14 protein-coding genes are annotated in these 17,351 nt (G+C 67.8%); 4 read left to right on the top strand and 10 right to left on the bottom strand.

The genetic code is table 11. The features are described from left to right. Positions 1–63: 63 nt before the first annotated feature. The 4 genes from E4S61_RS01105 to E4S61_RS01090 all read right to left on the bottom strand — a co-directional run bounded on the left by E4S61_RS01105 (position 64) and on the right by E4S61_RS01090 (position 3,745). Positions 64–333: a hypothetical protein gene (locus E4S61_RS01105; protein WP_135302063.1), complete on the bottom strand. Its 270-nt coding sequence runs from the start codon at positions 331–333 to the stop codon at positions 64–66. Between the two features lie 59 nt (positions 334–392). Continuing rightward, positions 393–1,763 carry a tRNA pseudouridine(13) synthase TruD gene (truD, locus tag E4S61_RS01100; RefSeq protein WP_135302062.1) on the bottom strand — a complete coding sequence of 457 codons (1,371 nt, stop codon included), beginning with the start codon at positions 1,761–1,763 and terminating at the stop codon, positions 393–395. Between the two features lie 76 nt (positions 1,764–1,839). Continuing rightward, positions 1,840–2,424 (bottom strand): molybdenum cofactor guanylyltransferase, encoded by a 585-nt coding sequence (gene mobA / locus E4S61_RS01095; RefSeq protein ID WP_135302061.1) that lies wholly within the window; start codon positions 2,422–2,424, stop codon positions 1,840–1,842. 1 nt (position 2,425) lies between these two features. Then, positions 2,426–3,745 carry an MFS transporter gene (locus tag E4S61_RS01090; protein ID WP_135302060.1) on the bottom strand — a complete coding sequence of 440 codons (1,320 nt, stop codon included), beginning with the start codon at positions 3,743–3,745 and terminating at the stop codon, positions 2,426–2,428. Between the two features lie 577 nt (positions 3,746–4,322). Between E4S61_RS01090 and nasA (E4S61_RS01085) the strand changes: the two genes are divergently transcribed. Next, positions 4,323–6,464 carry an assimilatory nitrate reductase NasA gene (nasA, locus tag E4S61_RS01085; protein WP_135302059.1) on the top strand — a complete coding sequence of 714 codons (2,142 nt, stop codon included), beginning with the start codon at positions 4,323–4,325 and terminating at the stop codon, positions 6,462–6,464. A 93-nt stretch (positions 6,465–6,557) separates the two neighbouring features. Here the strand turns inward: nasA (E4S61_RS01085) and nasA (E4S61_RS01080) are convergent, their stop codons facing one another. Together nasA (E4S61_RS01080) and moaA are read right to left on the bottom strand one after the other, a co-directional pair. Next, complete coding sequence (gene nasA, locus E4S61_RS01080) at positions 6,558–8,675, bottom strand: assimilatory nitrate reductase NasA (protein ID WP_135302058.1); 2,118 nt, start codon at positions 8,673–8,675, stop codon at positions 6,558–6,560. Between the two features lie 298 nt (positions 8,676–8,973). Beyond that, entirely contained in the window at positions 8,974–9,948 is a 975-nt protein-coding gene (gene moaA, locus E4S61_RS01075; protein WP_135302057.1) for a GTP 3',8-cyclase MoaA, read from the bottom strand. 78 nt (positions 9,949–10,026) lie between these two features. On the opposite strand from moaA, the gene E4S61_RS01070 reads away from it, so the two are divergent. Further along, positions 10,027–11,217: a molybdopterin molybdotransferase MoeA gene (locus tag E4S61_RS01070; RefSeq protein WP_135302056.1), complete on the top strand. Its 1,191-nt coding sequence runs from the start codon at positions 10,027–10,029 to the stop codon at positions 11,215–11,217. 18 nt (positions 11,218–11,235) lie between these two features. Here the strand turns inward: E4S61_RS01070 and E4S61_RS01065 are convergent, their stop codons facing one another. Continuing rightward, positions 11,236–12,111 (bottom strand): molybdopterin synthase, encoded by an 876-nt coding sequence (locus E4S61_RS01065; protein ID WP_135302055.1) that lies wholly within the window; start codon positions 12,109–12,111, stop codon positions 11,236–11,238. 73 nt (positions 12,112–12,184) lie between these two features. On the opposite strand from E4S61_RS01065, the gene E4S61_RS01060 reads away from it, so the two are divergent. After that, positions 12,185–14,044, top strand: a complete 1,860-nt coding sequence (locus E4S61_RS01060) for a molybdopterin biosynthesis protein (RefSeq protein WP_135302054.1) — start codon at positions 12,185–12,187, stop codon at positions 14,042–14,044. A gap of 17 nt (positions 14,045–14,061) precedes the next feature. Here the strand turns inward: E4S61_RS01060 and E4S61_RS01055 are convergent, their stop codons facing one another. Beyond that, positions 14,062–15,444 (bottom strand): MFS transporter, encoded by a 1,383-nt coding sequence (locus E4S61_RS01055; RefSeq protein WP_135302053.1) that lies wholly within the window; start codon positions 15,442–15,444, stop codon positions 14,062–14,064. Between the two features lie 165 nt (positions 15,445–15,609). Here E4S61_RS01055 and E4S61_RS25125 point away from each other — a divergent pair, with 165 nt between their 5' ends. After that, on the top strand, positions 15,610–15,774 hold the full coding sequence (locus E4S61_RS25125) for a hypothetical protein (protein ID WP_167768377.1): 165 nt from the start codon (positions 15,610–15,612) through the stop codon (positions 15,772–15,774). A gap of 86 nt (positions 15,775–15,860) precedes the next feature. Here the strand turns inward: E4S61_RS25125 and psmB are convergent, their stop codons facing one another. Continuing rightward, the gene (psmB, locus tag E4S61_RS01050) at positions 15,861–16,553 is read right to left on the bottom strand and encodes an archaeal proteasome endopeptidase complex subunit beta (RefSeq protein WP_135302052.1); all 693 of its coding nucleotides are present in this window, start codon (positions 16,551–16,553) and stop codon (positions 15,861–15,863) included. After that, positions 16,553–17,287 carry an archaeal proteasome endopeptidase complex subunit alpha gene (gene psmA / locus E4S61_RS01045; RefSeq protein WP_135302051.1) on the bottom strand — a complete coding sequence of 245 codons (735 nt, stop codon included), beginning with the start codon at positions 17,285–17,287 and terminating at the stop codon, positions 16,553–16,555. The genes psmB and psmA overlap by 1 nt, the downstream gene beginning before the upstream one ends. Positions 17,288–17,351 lie beyond the last annotated feature (64 nt).

Genomic DNA, 17,351 nt, shown 5'->3' with positions numbered 1-17,351 from the left:
GTGGGTTGTCGGGGATAAGCGGGACGGTTCGGTGGGAGTGTGGGTAGGCGTCCCGAAGCGGCGTCAGATCGCGTCGCCGGGGTCGTGGTCGTCCGCCACGCGCTCGGCTTCCTCGGCGTACCGCTCGCGCGTCGCCGCGTCGTCAACGGATTCGAGGTTGTCGGGCGAGACATCCTTCGCAGCGGTCGCCGTGTCCGCGTCGACGGCCGACGCCGCCAACTCCTTTCGGAACAGCCGGTCCCCCTCGGGCGTGGCGTACTTGAGCGTGATGAGGTCGCGGTTGTTGTATCCGCGTTCGACGAGCCACACGCGCACGTCGTCTGTATCGGCCATAGCGAGACGACGAACGGCGGCGGGTTAGGCGTTCGGGCCCAGAACGAGGGGCGGCCCCGTCACTCGCCAGGGTCGCCCTTGCGAAACTCCCGAAGCACCACCGTCGCGTAGCTTCCCTTGGGCAGCGCGAAGGAGAACGTCAGGTCGTCGCCGTCGCGGTCGACGCCGAGGTCAGTTCTGAGCAGTATCGCCCGCCGGGTCCCCTCGCTATGGAAGTTCCCGGGCAGGTCGAAGTCGGCGGGTTCGAGTTCCACGTCCTCTAGCACGTCGCGTTCTATCTCGCCGGGTTCGCCGTCGGTGAGTTCCGTTTCGGTCCCCACGAGCGGCGCGGTGACGAACGCCCGGCCCCGCTCACAGTGGCGCTCGACGGTTCGCAGGCGCGTTTCGGTCACGCGTTGGGTCCGGTCGGGGTCCGGCAGGGAGAGGTCGTCGGGAGCCTCGCTATCACCGAAGCACACTACGTCGCCTTCGACGGGTCGGTCGAACGGCAGTCCTCGCTCCAGTCGCGCCGAGAGTATGCAGTTGAAGACGTAGGACTGAGCCGCGTTGACGAACAGCGTCTGAAGGTTCGTCGGGAGCGTCTCGACGGCCTCGCGGAAGTCCTCGGGGCCGTCTGCGCCGTTGTCGACGAGCGTGTGACACATCGACCGCTCGTAGCCGAGTGCCCGCGGCAGTCGGTCCAACGCCCCCGCCCAGTCGCGCGTCTCCTCGGCGTACTCGCGGGCGTCTTGGGTCGCTTCGGGTTCCCGGTCGTGGGGGTTCCCGACGTAGGCGAGGACAGCGCCCTCCCAGTCGCCGCGGACGATTTCGAGGCCGACCTCGTGGGTGACTGGTCGGCGCGAGCCGAAGCGTTGCTGGCCGAAGTAGTTCGGGACGCCGACGGTCGCCTCGTCGGAGAGCGACTCCGCATCGACGCTCGCACTCTCGTCGTCTCCGCCCGCGAACGCCCGCAGGTCGGCGAAGACCGCCGCGGCGTTCTCGGGGCGGTCGGCGTCTCGAACGACGATTTCGAAGGCGTTGCCAGCGAGGTCGCCGAAGAGGATGGGACGGCCCGCGCGACCCACCACCTCGACGTCGGCCCCGTCGAGTTCGGGCACGTCTTCGGGGTCGATACCATCTACGGAGAACAGCTGTCGGGTGACCGCGCGCTTGTCCTTGGTTCCGGCCCAGGAGACGCGCTCGCGGGAGATGCCAAGTCTGTCCGAGAGGGCGCTGGCGAAGTCGTTGGTATCCCAATTTCGCAACTCGACGCGGCAGACGACATGTGGGTAGCCGCCCGTGTCGGCGTCGACCGGCGCGACGTCGAACGCCTCTAGTTCCGTCACCCGAAAGTCCTCGGGAGCGACTCGGAGGCGGCCACCCACGCCGTCGGCGTCGCTGACGTAGTAGTCCATACCGACTGCCCGCTCGATTGGGTGGGCCTCGCGCATTGCTACGGTGTTCGTGGCTCACCGCTTATGGCTGGCGTTCGCCGGCCGAGAAAACGCGGACAGACGGAGAACCGATTCAGGTCCCGCTCGATTGGGCGGCGGCGAGGTCATCGCGCGTGTCGATGTCCCGCACCGCTCGAACGGGAGCGGGACTCGGGACGGTGACGACCGAGAGTCGGTCCAGCAGGTCTGTCAGGGCGCGGGAACCGAGTCCGAGGGTCGTATCGGCCGCTTCGACGGCGGCGTCCGCGCGATAGACGCCGGCCAGCGGGCGCAGTCGGTCGCCGATGTCCGGGACCGCGCCGTCGTCCGCCGCCGCCTCGAACAGTCGTGTCACCAACTGCGGCCGGACGAACGGCATATCACAGGCCGTGACGAACGTAAAGCGGCCCCGCGCCACGCGACATCCAGTTCGGATGCCGGCCACCGGGCCGCCGTCGGGTACCGGATCGACGGCGAAGCGGTGGTCCACGCCGTCGAGCGCCGTCGCGATGGAGTCGCGCTGTTCGTCGCGGCAGTTGACGACCACCTCGTCGACCGCGCCGTCGACGCGGTCGACGACGCGACGGATCAACGGGTCGCCATCGAGTTCGGCGGTCGCCGTATCGGTCTCTCCGAACCGAGTGGAGTAGCCACCGGCGAGGACGACTGCCGAGCGCATCTCAGTCGCTCCCGCTCGGGACCTGCTCGGGTTCGCTGCTGCCGACGAAGCCGGCCGTGTTGGCGACTTTCGCGACCTCGGGCCGGAACACCCACGCCGCCAGCAGCACGATGGGAATCATCGACGCTGCGACGACGGAGTAGCCGAGGTGGAGGTTCGCCAGCCACGGGGCGGAGTAGACCAGCGGATAGAGGATGCCGCCGACCGTTCCGACGCCGCCGACGACGCCCGCGACCGCACCGGAGCTGTTGGGGAACATCGAGGGGACCATCGCGAAGATGGAACCCTCGGCGAAGGCACAGGCCGTGCCGACGAGGAAGCCGACGACGACGGCGTTCAGCAGGACGCCGGAGAGACCGGCGAGCGTCATCGCGAACATCGTCACGACGATGAAACACAGCGTGACGAACGTCCACTGTTCGCGGTAGTGCCCGTGGAAGAACGGCAGGATGTTCATCTCCTTGCGAGCGAGCACGTCACTGACGTAGCCGCCGATGGGACGGAGCAGGCCGGCAGCGACGGAGAACGTCGCGGCGAATGTGCTCGCGAGGACGAGGTTGTCCTGGTTGAACGCCTCGCGGTAGTAGGTGGCGAGCCAGCCGTTCATCGACAGTTCGAGGCCGAACGACATGATGTACGCCAGCGCGAGAACGACGGTCCCGTAGCGCGTGGCCGTGTGGATCCAGTCCTTGAAGCTCGCGTTGTCCTTGGTCGCCTGGCGCTTCTCCTCGCTCTTTGCGGCCTCGCCGAGCGTGTAGTACGCGATGGCGAGGCAGATCGAAACGACGCCGGTGTAGAAGAAGGCGGCGCGCCAGTTCGTCGAGAACAGCGGCCCGTTCCACCCGGTGCCGAACACCCGCGGGAGAATGAGCGCGCCCGCTGCGGCCCCGGCGTTGCCGACGCCGGCGTAGATGCCCTCGGCGAGTCCGAGGTTCTCCGCTTCCCACCACTCGGCGACGTGCTGGATGCCGATGACGAACGTGATGCCTGCCGTCGCGACGATGATGCGCGTCACGAAGAACAGCGAGTACGTCTCGATGAACGCACTCGCCATCGAGAACACGCCGACGTACGCCAGCACGATGGCGAAGATCGCGGGCGCGCCGAACTTATCGGAGAGCCAGCCGGTGAGCATCCGCCCGAACGGAGCCATCCAGATGGCCGAGCTGGCGAGGATACCGATCTCGGCCGTCGTCAGTCCGAACTCCTCGGCCATCGGTCCCGTAAACGGCGCGAAGGAGAACCAGATGAGAAAGGAGAAGTTGAATCCGATGGTGGCGAGCACCAGCGTCCGGTACTTCGTCATCTTGATCAGTCCCATGCGATCACCTCCGCGAACGTGACCGAACGACCAGTGCCGACCGATCCTGATTGTATTTCACGAACTTTACTGCCATTTTCTGCCACATTCGAGCACATTAGCACGAGATACTCTAACGAACAGGAGACAATAACAGTGGCTGTTTACAAAATCGCAACTTTCGGAGCGCAGACGCACATTCGAACAATCCCGCCGTCTGCCTCCGTGCGCTGAGCGCGTTTTTTCGCAACGTCAAGAAACGCGGCGTGGCAAGTGTGCAATCGTCGATGGAGCGCCGCGACGACGCCGTCGTCGAGGCGACGAAATCCGCGTAATCGAGGGGTTGCAGCGGTGTCCGTCCCGATCCGGTTGGTGTATTTCCTATGATTCGTTTCACTATGACGAATATTTTCGCGCAACGAAAGAGTTATTCGCCCACTCTCGAAACAATGCCTAACTTATTCCCCCTAATCATGTACGAATGCGAGACTAGGTGTCACACTTACCACCTCGTCAACTCCCCGTCCACCTGCGAGGGCCTCCGTCGCGCCGTCGGCGACCCGGCTACTGACTCAGCACCAGCGACCCCACGAAATAGATGAGCCATTGGAAGCCAACCACCTGTATGCGGTGTGCGGTCGGCTGCGGCCAGCACCAGCGCGGCGTCGATCAGGGGTACGGCGTCGATACGGTTCGGGGCAACTACGACCATCCCGCGACGAAGGGACTGTCCTGTGAACGCGGCATCAGAGAGACTGAGAACCCGAATGGGGAGTGGCTCACGGAGCCCCTCATCCGTCGGGGCGACACGCTCAGGCCCACCTCCTGGGAGCAGGCGCTCGGCGTCGTCGCGGCCGAGTTCATCCAGGCGATCGCCGCCGATCCGGACTCCGTCGCCGTCCTCGGGAGCGGCCAACAGACGAACGAAGCCGCCTACGCGCTGGGCAAACTCGCCCGCGGTGGTATCGGCACCAAACACTTCGACGCCAACACGACACTGTGTATGTCCAGCGCGGTCACGGCGTACTATCAGGCGTTCGGCAGCGACGCGCCGCCGCCGACGTACGACGACATCCCCGAGGCGGAAACACACGTCGTCTGGGGCGCGAACCCGGCGGTTGCACATCCGGTATTGTACCGCTGGATTCTCGACAGCGCCGCCGCCCCAGATAGCCGACTGGTCGTCGTCGACCCCGTCGAGAGCGAGACGGCCGCCGACGCCGACCAGTACGTCTCGCCCGAACCCGGCACTGACCTCGAACTCGCCCGCGCCGTCCTCGCGCGACTGGTCGGCACCGACCGCATCGACCAGGCGTTCGTCGACGCTTCCACCGAGGGGTACGACGACCTGGTCGATTCGCTCCCGGACGCCGAGAGCGCCGCGGAGACGGCGGGCGTCCCGATGGAAACGGTCGACGCGCTGGCAGACACCTTCGCGGCCCCGACCCTGCTGTACTGGGGGATGGGCGTCAATCAGAGCACGAACGGCACCGACGCCGCACGGATGCTCATCAACCTCTGTCTGGCCACCGGGAACCTGGGACCGGGGACCGGCCCGTTTTCCCTGACCGGGCAGGCCAACTCGATGGGTGCCCGAGTCGTCTCCTCGAAGGAGACGTGGCCCGGCCAGCGACCGTTCACAGAACAGGACCACCGTGCGACGGTCACTTCTACGTGGGATGTCCCGTTGAGCCGGCTGCCCGCCTCCTCGGGACCCGGCCCGGTCGGCATCGTCGACCAGATAAACCGCGGCAACATCGACATCTGCTGGACCGTCGCCACGAACCCCGTCGCGGGGATGCCCGACGCCGCCAACGTCAGGCGCTCGCTCGACGACGTTTTCCTCGTCGCACAGGACGCGTTCCGGTCGGAGACGGTCGAACACGCCGACGTGGTCCTGCCCGCAGCGACGTGGGGCGAGTGCGAGGGGACGACCATGAACATGGAACGGCGCGTCTCCAGGGTCACCGCCGTGAGCGACACCGTCGACACCGTCCGGCAGGACATCGACATCATCGCGGCGCTCGGCAACCGCATCGACGAGAACCTCTTCGACGAGCCGCCGCTCGACCCTGAGACCGTCTTCGACGAGATTCGGTCCCTCACCGAGGGGACCGTCGCGGACTGCTCGGGCATCAGTTACGACCGCCTCGACGCGGAGCTGGCCGTCCGCTGGCCCGCCCCAGACGAGGAGACACAGGGCGGTTACCGCTACTACGACGCCGATAGCCAGAACGGTGACGCCGACGACGGTGCCGAGACCGAGTCGTGGTCGTTCCCGACCGACTCCGGGCTGGCTCGCTTCTCAGCGGCAACCTACCGGGGACTACCGGAGCCGACCGACGCGACCTACCCGCTCCTCTTGACGACCGGACGACAGGCCGGGGCGTACAACACGGGCGTCAGAACCCGCGAGACGACGGGTGAAGTCCCCGCCGCACGTATCCACCCGGAGACGGCCGGCCAGTACATCGACCTGCTGGACCGCGGCCGAACCGTCGTCGAATCGCGCCGCGCGCGCGTCACCGTCGACCTCGCGCCGGACGACAGCATTCCGACCGGTGCCATCTGGATGGACGTTCACAACCCGGCGGTGAACGAACTGACGGTGCCGGCCGTCGACCCCGACTCGAACGAACCCAACTACAAGCAGTGTGCCGTCCGGCTGGCGTCCCCGGACGCCGTCCCGACGGTGACCCAAAACGGGCTGCCGCGAACCGGCACGCTCGACGGCGACTGACGGTGAGGCGGACGGTCGCGCCGTTCCCCGCTTCTGACTCGATTTTCCGAGAAATCGACCGGTCGGTCACTACCGAACGCTACCGCCGACCGTTCAGTCCGCGGTCGCCGGTGGCAGCTCCGTCTCCGGCGCGGTGAGTCTGACCGCACACTGCTTGAAATGCGGTTCCTTCGACTGGGGGTCCAGTTCGGCGAGCGTGAGCCGGTTGGTCGCCGGGTGGTGAATCGGGAGCCACACCATCCCCCGGGGAACGCCTTCGTCGGGGTCGAGGCGAGCCGTCGCGGACCCGCGTCGAGAGACCACCGTGAGGCGGTCCTCGGCGACGGAGTCGGCGTGCTCGTCGATGGTGTCGGGATGGACCCGCGCCACGAGGTCACCGGCGGCCCCGCCGCGCGACCGGACGCCGGTGTTGTAGCCGTCGGCCTCCCGGGCGGTTGTCAGGGTCAGCGGATAGTCGTCGTCGGTCGGCTCCGGGAGGGCACCCTGCCGACCGGTGGAGAACTGCGCGTTGCCCGACGCCGTCGGGAACGACCACGACTCGGTCTCGGGACCGCCGGCGTCGTCGGCACCAGTGTCGGCGTCGCCGCCGCTCTCGTCGCCCTCGTAGTACCGGTAGCCGCCGGCGCTCTCGATGTCGGGTGCGGGCCACCGAACCGCGTGGGCGTCTTCCAGCCGGTCGTAGGTGATGCCCGAACAGTCCGCGACGGTTCCCTCGGTGAGCGCGGTGAACTCCTCGAAGACGGCCGCAGGATCTGGCGACGTGCTCTCGAAGAGGCCGCGGAACAGGCGGGAACCGATAGTGGCGATGATGTCGAGGTCCGGGCGGACACCGCTCGGTACTTCTGTTGCCGCCCGGACCCGCGAGATGGTCCGTTCCATATTCGTGGTCGTCCCCTCGCTCTCACCCCACGTCGCCGCGGGCAGGACCACGTCGGCGATAGCGGTCGTCTCCGTGTGGAAGGCATCCTGTGCGACGAGAAAGGCGTCGTCAAGTGTCTCGCGGACGGTGTCGGCCTCCGGCATCCCCGCGACGGGGTTCGTGGCGACGGTCCAGACCGCGTCGGGACCGGCTTCGAGGATGCCGACTGGCCCCGGCCCGGCGTCGTCGGGCAGGCGGTCGACCGGCACGTCCCAGCGGTCCGCGACAGTCCGGCGATGGTTCGGGTCCTCGAAGGGTCGTTGTCCGGGCCAGGACCCTTTCGAGGAACAGACGCGGGTCCCCATCGAGTTAGCCTGTCCCGTCAGCGAGAACGGGCCGCCGCCGGGCCGGAGGTTGCCGGTGGCGAGCGTCAGGTCGACGAGCGCCCGCGCCATCTCGGTCCCCTGGACGTGCTGGTTGATGCCCATGCCCCAGTAGACGAGCGCCCGCTCGTCGAAGGCGTCGGCAAGCAGGTCGACGTTCGTCATCGGGACGCCCGCCATCTCCGCGGCGCTCTCGGCGTCGGGCAACACGTCCAGTAGCGCGTCGAAGCCGTCGGTGGCCGCCTCGACGAACGCCGCGTCGACGCGGTCGGTCTCGACGATCCGGGCGAGCACCGCCCGCGACAGCGCGAGGTCCGTCCCGGGGTCGGGCGCGACGTGGTGTTCGGCGTTCTCGGCCGTCTCGGAGCGCACCGGGTCCACGACGACGATCTCGACACCCGCTTCGTCGGCGGCCTGCCGTATCCAGCGGAACATTACCGGGTGGGCGACCGCCGGGTTCGCCCCCCAGACGACGTGACGGTCGGCGTCCTCGATGTCGGCGTAGGTACACGGCGGCGCGTCGCTCCCGAACGCCTGATAGTACGCCGTGACCGCGCTGGCCATACACAGCGTCGTGTTTGCGTCGTAGTTGCGCGTCCCGAATCCGCCGCGGGCGACCTTGCCCAGCGCGTAGGCGGCTTCGTTCGTCTGCTGGCCGCTCCCGAGGACGGCGACGCTGTCGGGGTCCCGTTCGTGAGCGTCGCGCAGTCCCTCGACGGCGTGAGCTAGTGCCACGTCCCACGTCGTCTGCCGGAGTTCGCCATCACTGCGGACGAGCGGCCGCGTCAACCACTGGCCGTCGGGATCACGGCTCTCCTGGATGCCGCGGGCGCACGCCAGCCCCTGATTCACTGGATGGGCGGCGTCGCCGCGGACGGTGTCGATTCCGTAGCCGATGTCGGCCGCCTGATGCATATGACCACAGCCGACCGCACACCGCATACACGTCGTCGGTACCCAGTCGCTCACGGGCGATCACGCGCCGGTCGGGCGCACGACCGTCCACGCCGGGAGACATTTCCAATACGCTCGTTCACCATTCTACTACCAGGGTAGAAGAAACAGGGATATAAAACAGTATTCCTTGACGAAAGTATGTTCAAGCACCTATCAGTGGACGTTCGTCGATTCGGGTCAGAAACGTCGCGACTGCCCGGCCGGATTGACGAAACGTTGTGTTCGCGGCCGGTACGCTCGGAACGGTCACACATCGAGCGCGCCGCTGTCGTGCGATCGCCTCGCCATCGACATAGGACGAGCCCGACGGTCAGTCGTCGGCCGTCGGCGGGTCGTCGAGGTACTTCTCGTTGACGACCCACTCCCCATCCTCTTCGACCATGTACTCGCCGTAGTAGGGAACGCGATTGTCGACCGTCTCGCGGAACGTCTCCCGAATCTCCGCGCGCGTCATCTCGCCCATCGGGCGCAGGTCGTCGTTGCGGTTCAGACAGCCCTTCAAATAGCCGTCGTGGGTGACCCGGACCCGGTGACAGTTCGCGCAGAACTCCTCGTTGCCGACGGGGTCGACCACCTCGACCATCCCGCCGTCGATGAAGTACCGCGAGCGGCCGTGCATCTCCCGTTGCTCGATGCGGTCGGCCTGCCCTGCCAGCCACTCGTGCATCGCCGCGGTGTCGACCGCCCAGTCGGCGTTGCCGACCAGTTCCGGCATGTACTCGATAAGTTGGAGGCGCAACCCGTCGTTCTCGGCGACGTGGTCGACCATCTCGGGGAGGTACGGCTTGGTCCCTTTGAAGACGACCATGTTGAGTTTCACCGGCGCGAGACCGGCATCGAGGGCCGCCTCGACACCCTCCAGCACCTGTTCGTAGGCCCCGGACTGCGTCACCTTCGCGAAGTCGTCGGGGTCCAAGGCGTCCTGGGAGACGTTGACCCGTTCGAGTCCGGCATCGACGAGTTCCTCGGCTCGGTCCGGAAGGAACGTGCCGTTGGTCGTCATCGACACCGCCAGTTCGTCAGGCGTCCGGCGGACGATGTCCGTGAGGTCCTCCCGGAGCATCGGTTCGCCGCCAGTGAACTTCACCGCGTCCACGTCGAACTCCGCGGCGACCTCCAGAAAGCGGACCACGTCGTCTGCGGACATCTCGTCGTCCTGCGGGTCCATCGGGCCGCGCGTGTCGCCCAGTCCCTCGTTGTGACAGTAGACGCAGTCGAAGTTACACCGGTCGGTCAACGAGACGCGAACGCCGGTGACCTCCCGTCCGAACTCGTCGACGAGCATCCGACTCCTAGTCGGGTAGCCGTGGGGAAAAGTATCCGGGTCGGTGCCATTATTATCTCGCCCGGCACAGCCTCCGCTATGACCGACCGTCAGGACGCCGGCTTTCGGGACCACACGCCGCTTTCGGAGGCACTGACCCGCTTCGGCGAGCAGGTCGCTCCCCACGGCCGCACCGACGCGGTTCCTGTGGCCGAGGCCGACGGCCGTTGGCTGGCAGACGCCCTCACCGCCCGGCGGGACGTGCCCGGCGAAGCGCGCGCGGCGATGGACGGCTACGCGGTCCTCGCCGAGGATACGTTCGGGGCCAGCGAGCGCGCGCCGGTGGTCTTAGATCGGAACGACCGGGCCGGGCGGGGCCGAGCCGCTCCGGTCCACACCGGGAGCGAACTTCCGGCGGGGGCCGACGCCGTCGTGAAAGTCGAGCGGACCGAGGACCGAGACGGCGACGTCGCGGTGCGGGCGACGGTCGCCACGGGCGAGAACGTCGCGCCCGCGGGCGAGGACGTGGCCGCGGGGACCGAGGTGTTCGAAGCCGGCCACCGGCTGACGCCCGCGGATCTCGCGGTCGCCAAGAGCACGGGCCACCAACGACTCACCGTCGCCGAGCGGCCCCGCGTGAGCGTCGTCCCGACGGGCGAGGAACTGGTCGAGGACGACCCTGGACCGGGCCAGACCGTCGAGACGAACGCCCTGATGGTCTCCCGACTGGTCGAGCGCTGGGGCGGGACCGCGACGTACCGCGATATCGTCACGGACGACGTGGCGGCGCTCGGGGAGGCGATCGAACGCGACACCGACCACGACGTGGTGGTGACGACCGGCGGCTCCTCGGTGGGCGAACGAGACCTGCTCCCGGAGGTGGTCGCCGACCGCGGCGAGATGCGCGTCCACGGCGTCGCCATCAAACCCGGCCACCCCCTCGGCTTCGGCGTCGTGGACGAGACGCCGATACTTGTCCTCCCGGGCTACCCTGTCTCCTGTCTCGTCGGCGCGGTCTCTTTCCTCCGGCCGGCCGTGGCGTGGCTCGCGGACGCGGAACCGGAGCCTCTCGCCGAGACGACGGCGACGCTGACCGAGCGCATCCACAGCGACCTCGGGACGACGCAGTTCGTCCGCGTCAGCCTCGACAGCGGCGACGCGACGCCGGTTCGAGCGTCCGGCGCGGGCGTCCTCTCCAGCGCCGTCGAGGCCGACGGCTGGGTCGTCGTCGGCCCGGAGACCGAAGTGCTGGATGTCGACGCAACGGTAACCGTCGAGCGCTGGCCCTAGTCGCGTATCCTCGACTCGTCAGTCGTGGCCGTGTTCCTCGTGCTGGTGCGCCCAGAACTCCCCCTCGACCGTGACCTCCTTCTTGAACAGCGGGACCTCCGCCTTGAGGCGATTGATGCCGTCCTCGACGGTCTCGAAGGCCTCCGTGCGGTGGCCCGCGAGGACGACGACGAAGACGATGTCCTCGCCGGCCTCGACGACGCCTGTCCGGTGGTGTAACAGCACGTCGTAGACCCCGTCGCGCGCTTCGAGTTCCTCACTGATGGCCGCCAGCTTCTCCTCGGCGACGCCGTCGTACTTCTCGAACTCTAAGAACTCCGTCGCCGCGTCCTCGGGACTGTCGCGAGCACGGACCCGGCCAGTGAACGTGGCGATAGCACCCGAGAACTCGGCGTCGGGCGAGCGTTTGGCTCGCTGAACGAGCGATTCGAGCGTCTCGTAGGGTTCGCAATCGGCGAGCGCGTCCAACAGCACCTCGATATCCACCGAATCAGCATCGGTCGCACGCTGGAGTATCTCGCCCGCGTACTCCCGTCCGTCGTCGTCCGCCTCGTCTCCTCCCTCGCCGCCCAACACCACCGTCGGCAGGGTGGCGTCGCCGTATCCCTCGACGAGCGCGTAGTCGTACTCGGGCGCGAAGTCGTCGAGCAAGTCCGAGAGCGACCGCTCGCGTCCCGTCGCGAACCAGGACCCGTCGCTCGTGACGCCGTAAGTCTCCTTGGCTCCCGCCCGCCGATGGCGGGCCGTGTCCTTCCCCTCGGTGTCGACATCCGGGTCGCAGTTGATGTGTTTCACGGTCGCCACGCGGCCCTCGTCGGCGAGTCGCTCCGTGAGCCGTTCGACGAGCGTCGTCTTGCCGGCGTCGGACGGGCCGACGACGCGAAGTACGTGCATACGACCGGCAACGCCCTCACGGAATATCAGCCCTCGGCTCCGGGTTTTTTGTCCGCCGCGGCGAAGGGCGACCATGACCGAACGCGGGAAGCGGCGAGAGCTCGCCGACTTAGAGACGGCCCGGACGACCATCGCCGAGTTGGGACTCGCAAGTGAGAAGACGACGGTTCCGCTCGACGACGCACAGGGCCGAACGCTGGCGGCAGCGGTATCGGCCAGCATCGACGTGCCGGGATTCGACCGGGCTGCGATGGACGGCTATGCGGTTCGAGCAAGCGACACCGTCGGGGCCGGGGAGGCGTCGCCGATCGATTTTACCGTCGCGGGCGAACTCCACGCGGGCGAACCACCCGAGAACGCCGTCGGCGAGGGCGACGCCATGGAGATCGCGACCGGGGCCGTCCTCCCCGAGGGCGCGGACGCCGTCGTCGTCGTCGAGCGGACGACCCGCGACGGCGACCGGGTCGCCGTTCGGGACACCGTCACATCCGGCGAGAACGTCCTTCCGGCCGGGGCCGACGTGGCCGTCGGCGACTTCGCGCTGAGCGCGGGCACGCGGCTGACGCCCAGAACTATCGGCCTGCTGTCGGCGCTCGGCGAGAACGCGGTTCCCGTCCGGGGTCGTCCCGAGGTGGCTGTCGTCTCCACGGGCGACGAACTCGTCCCCGCTGACGAGCCGCTCGACCACGACGCCGGGCAGATACACGACGTGAACACGCCCGCGATCATGGCCGCCGTCGTCGCCGCCGGTGGCGACCCGGTCCGCTTCGACAGCGTCGGCGACGACCGCGAGGCGCTGGCCGACGCGCTCTCGCGGGCCGCCGAGACAGCCGATTTAGTGCTCACGTCTGGCTCGACCAGTGCCGGGAGCACGGACGTGCTGGCCACGCTGGTCGAGGAGCGCGAGGACACGGAGTTGCTCCTGCACGGCGTCGACATCCAGCCCGGCAAGCCGACCGTCGTCGGCCGCGTCGCCGGAACGCCGTACGTCGGCCTGCCGGGCTACCCCGTCTCGGCGCTGTCGGTATTCCGCGTGCTCGTCGCGCCGGCCATTCGCGCGGCGACGGGCATCCCCGCGCCCGCGATGGAGACCGAGGCCGAACTGGCGACCCGCGTCCGTCACGAGGGCGGACGCTACCGACTGGTCCCGGTGGGACTCGTCGAGGACGGCGACGGACAGACGCTCGCCTATCCCGTCGACAAGGGCAGTGGCGCGACGACGAGCCTGGCCTACGCCGACGGCGTCGTCACCGTCGCCGCCACCACGAACTACGTCCCCGCCGGCGAGCGAGTGACCGTCGAACTGTTCGACGACGAGGCGCGCCCGCCCGCCCTGCTCTGCGTCGGCGACCGCGACCCCGTCGTCTCGTCGGCGCTCTCGGCCGTCGAGCGCGTCCGCTATCTCGCTCGTGGGACCCAAGCAGGCGAGCAGTGGCTCGCCGACGGCATCCCCGACGTGGCCGTCGTTACCGGCGAAAATCCCGACGGCGAAACCCTCTCCGCGTGGGACCGGGAATGGGGTCTCGCGCTCGGTCCGAGCGCCGACCTCGCCAGACTGGACGCGCTGGTGGACGAGGGAGTGAGCGTCGTCAACGCGGCCGCCGGGACCGGCCTCAGGAACGCCTTCGACGACGCACTGGCGGCGCTGGACGACGAGCGCGGGCGAGCGAACCTGCGGGACGCCGTCGAGGGCTACGGCGTCACCGCTCACGGGCTCGACGGCCCGGCGCGCCGTGTAGCCGCAGGCGACGCGGACGCCGCGCCCGCCCTACGACCCAGCGCCGCGTCGCTCGGTCTCTCTTTCCTTCCGCTCGGCACACAGCGACTCTCCGTGGTGGCTCTACCCGACCGCCGCGAGAAGAACGGCGTCGAATCGCTGGTCGCGGCGCTGGATGGTGTCGAAGAGTTGCCGGGCTACGAGCGAGTGGAATGACGGTCAGGAAGAAGGGATCACGCGTACGCTTCGAACTCCTCGCCGAAAATGAGGAAGTACAGAACGCCGACGATGCCGATGGCGGTCGCCACGCCGAAGGCCAGTTCCGGGCCGGCCTGTATCGTCAGGTCGGGTAAGGAGAGCGGCCCGACGCGTTCAGGGAGCGAGACGGCCCACTCGCTGCCGTAGAGCCAGCCGCCGAGCGCGGCGCTGGGGATAACGATGGTGTTGCGAATCAGGTAGTAGGTGCCGGTGACGCGGCCGCCGGCGTCGCGCTCGGCCGGGCCGACGATGAGCGCCTTGTGGGCGGGCAGGCCCGCGAATCTGAGCCCGGAGTACGCGAAGAGGGCGAGCAGGACCCACTGGTCGGCCGGCGCGTAGATGAGCGCGAGGGGGAACAGCGCGTACACTGAGAACCCGAGCGCGACGGCGGGTTTGAGACCGAACGCCTCCGTGAGCTTCGAGACGGGGAGCATCGAGACGATGGCGACCACCATCTCGACGCCGAGCAGGATGCCGAAGAAAGCGTCCGGTCGGAGCGTGACGCCGAAGCCCGAGAAGCCGACCGAGAGGAACTCCGTGACGACGATGACGAAGAAGACGTATACCATCCCGTTGGCGAAGCGGACCAGCGTGTCGGCGACGAGCAGGGGGCGCAACGTTTCGGGCATCGCTCTTAGGTCGTCGATAACCTGCCGAACGCCCTCGAAGGACTTCCCTAACGAGTCCTCGCTGGCGTCGTAGAGGACGTGCTGGGCCACCGTGGCGACCGCTCCACAGCCGACCGCGGCGAGCAGGACCAACTGGAAGCCGCCAACGAACGTCGCCGTCGCCGCGAGCAGCCCCGCGGCGGCCAGCGGTCCGATGAGAAAGCCCAGTCGGCGGAACACTTCGGTGCTGGCGAAGCCCATCGCCAACCGTTCGTCCGGGACGCTCTGTTTGACGATGGCGAAGGTCGCACCGAGGCCGAACGACTTCCACGCCTGTGCGAGGAAGAGACCGACGAAGACGAGACCCCACGCGGGCATCGTGACCGGCCCTACCGCGATGTCCCCGACGACCGAGGCGAGATACCAGACCCCGAAGCCGACCGTCGCCAACACGGCGAAGGCCGTCAGCGCGAAGCGGGACCCGATACGGTCGGAGACGGCCCCGCCGGGGTAGGGGTACACCGCACTGATGAGGTTGCCGACGCTCCCGTAGAGGCCGATGACGCTCGCGCTCGCGCCGAGAATTCGCATGTACTCCGGGACGTAGCGGCTGGTCATCTGGAACGCCAGCGAGAACGCCAGCATCGACAGCGAGAGCACCAGCACGTCCCGCTCTAGGGCGAAGAACTGCCGGAACGCCGAGAGCAGATCGACGTCGCCGTCCCCGTCGCTACCGTGATCCGTAGCCATCGGTCGAAGCCAGACGCGGATAGTACCTATACCCCAGGGTTCGGGAATCTCGGGAGCTATAGTGAGCTACATCGGGCTATAGCGACGGTCGGAGACTGCGGCCGTCTACGGTTAGCGAACGCATAACCAGAAGGCCTTGTACCGTCTCTCAGGCCGAGAGCACCAGTGAGCGAACACGATTCCGAATCCGAGAACAGGGAACGGCACGAACCGAGCCAGCAGGGACGACCGGACGAGGTGGAGATACGGGAGTTCGGCGGCCGCACCGTCGCCTACCTTCCGGACGCCGACGACGCCTGGATCTGCGGCTGGGTCGACGTTCCGCGGTGAGTCGTTACTCGAACGGCGTCGAATAGCGTTGCACAGCGGCGAACGGTAGCGAAACGTGACGAAAAGCGAGCGATTCGCGGACGGAATTAGGCCGCCGAGTCGTAGTCGTCGAAGCGGTCGATATCGACGCCGTCGGCGGTGACCTCGGCGATGACGACGCCGTTGCCGGAGCCGGTGTCACGCTCGGCCGCTGCCTCGACGGCGCGGATAGCGAGGTTCCGAGCGTCTTCGAGGTCCATCTCGGGGTCGTACTCGCCCTCGATGGTCCCCGTCGCGACCATCGTTCCGGAGCCGGTGACGGTGTACTTGTCCTTGAGGACGCCGCCGGCCGGGTCGATGCTGTAGACGTGGCTTCCCTCCGCATCGACCCCGCCAAGGATGGGGTTGATGGCGAAGAACGGGCCGCCGCGAGCGAAGTTGCCCGCGAGCGTCGCCAGCGCGTGAATCGAGAGCGGCTCGTCGCGACGGACCTCGTAGAGGTTCGCCTCCGAGCGCAGCGAGCGGATGAACGACTGCGCGCCGCCGACGCTGCCGACCAGCGTGAGCGCGGCCGTCGGGTGAATCTGCTCGACCTTCTGGACGTTCTTGTTCGAGACGAACCGGCCGCCCAGCGAGGCGCGGCGGTCCGTGGCGATGATGACGCCGTCGTCGGTGCTGATACCGACGGTGGTCGTCCCGGTCTTGGTGACAGTCTCCTCGTCGCGGCCCTCGTCGTCGTTCGGGAGGGTGCCGACCTCGGGTTCGTAGGCGTCGGTCAGTCGGTTCTCGGGGTCGTGCATCAGTTCTCACCTCCGAGTTCGAACTCGTCGAGGCGCGCGGCGACGTCGTCCTCGTCGAGCTTGCTGAACTGCTTGCTCTCGACATCGATAGTGGCGATGTCCACACCCGAGGCGTCCAGACCGTCCTCGTTGACCGATTCGAGGGAGCGAAGCGCGAGTTCGACGCCGCCCTCTAAGTCCATCTCCTCGGTGTATTCGTCTTCGAGGAAGCCCTGGATGTCCTCTCGGGACCCGCCGATGGCGACGGCCTGCCACTCGTAGGGGGTCCCCGAGGGGTCCGTCTCGAACAGGCGGGGTTGCCCGTCCTTGATGCCGCCGACCAGCAGGGCGACCCCGAACGGCCGCGCGCCGCCAGTCTGGGTGTACTGCTGGATATAGTCGGTGACTTCCTTGGTCAGCGATTCGACGCTTGCCGGTTCGTCGTAGCGCAGGCGGTTGACCTGTGCCTGCCGACGGGCCACGTCGATGAGCTGGCGGGCGTCGGCGACGTGGCCGGCGCTTGCAACGCCGACGTGATCGTCGATTTCGTGAATCTTCTCGATGCTGTCGCGCTCGATGAGCGGCGAACGAGCGTGGCGGTCGGCCGCCAGGACGACGCCGTCCGCGGTGCGGACGCCGACGCTTGCGGTACCGCGCTTGACTGCCTCACGAGCGTACTCCACCTGGTACAGGCGACCGTCCGGCGAGAAGATGGTGATCCCGCGGTCGTACGCCTGCTGATCATTTCCTTGCATTGTGTGTTACTCTCTGTTATTCACCTGAGGTTAGGCCTTTTGGTATATAACCGTATCGTCGAGT

It is taken from the genome of Haloarcula amylovorans, from assembly GCF_004681185.1.
In the GTDB taxonomy this organism is placed as follows: Archaea; Halobacteriota; Halobacteria; order Halobacteriales; family Haloarculaceae; genus Haloarcula; species Haloarcula amylovorans.
The sequence above is the reverse complement of the archived record's forward strand: the minus strand, read 5'-3'. Positions and strand labels throughout refer to the sequence as shown.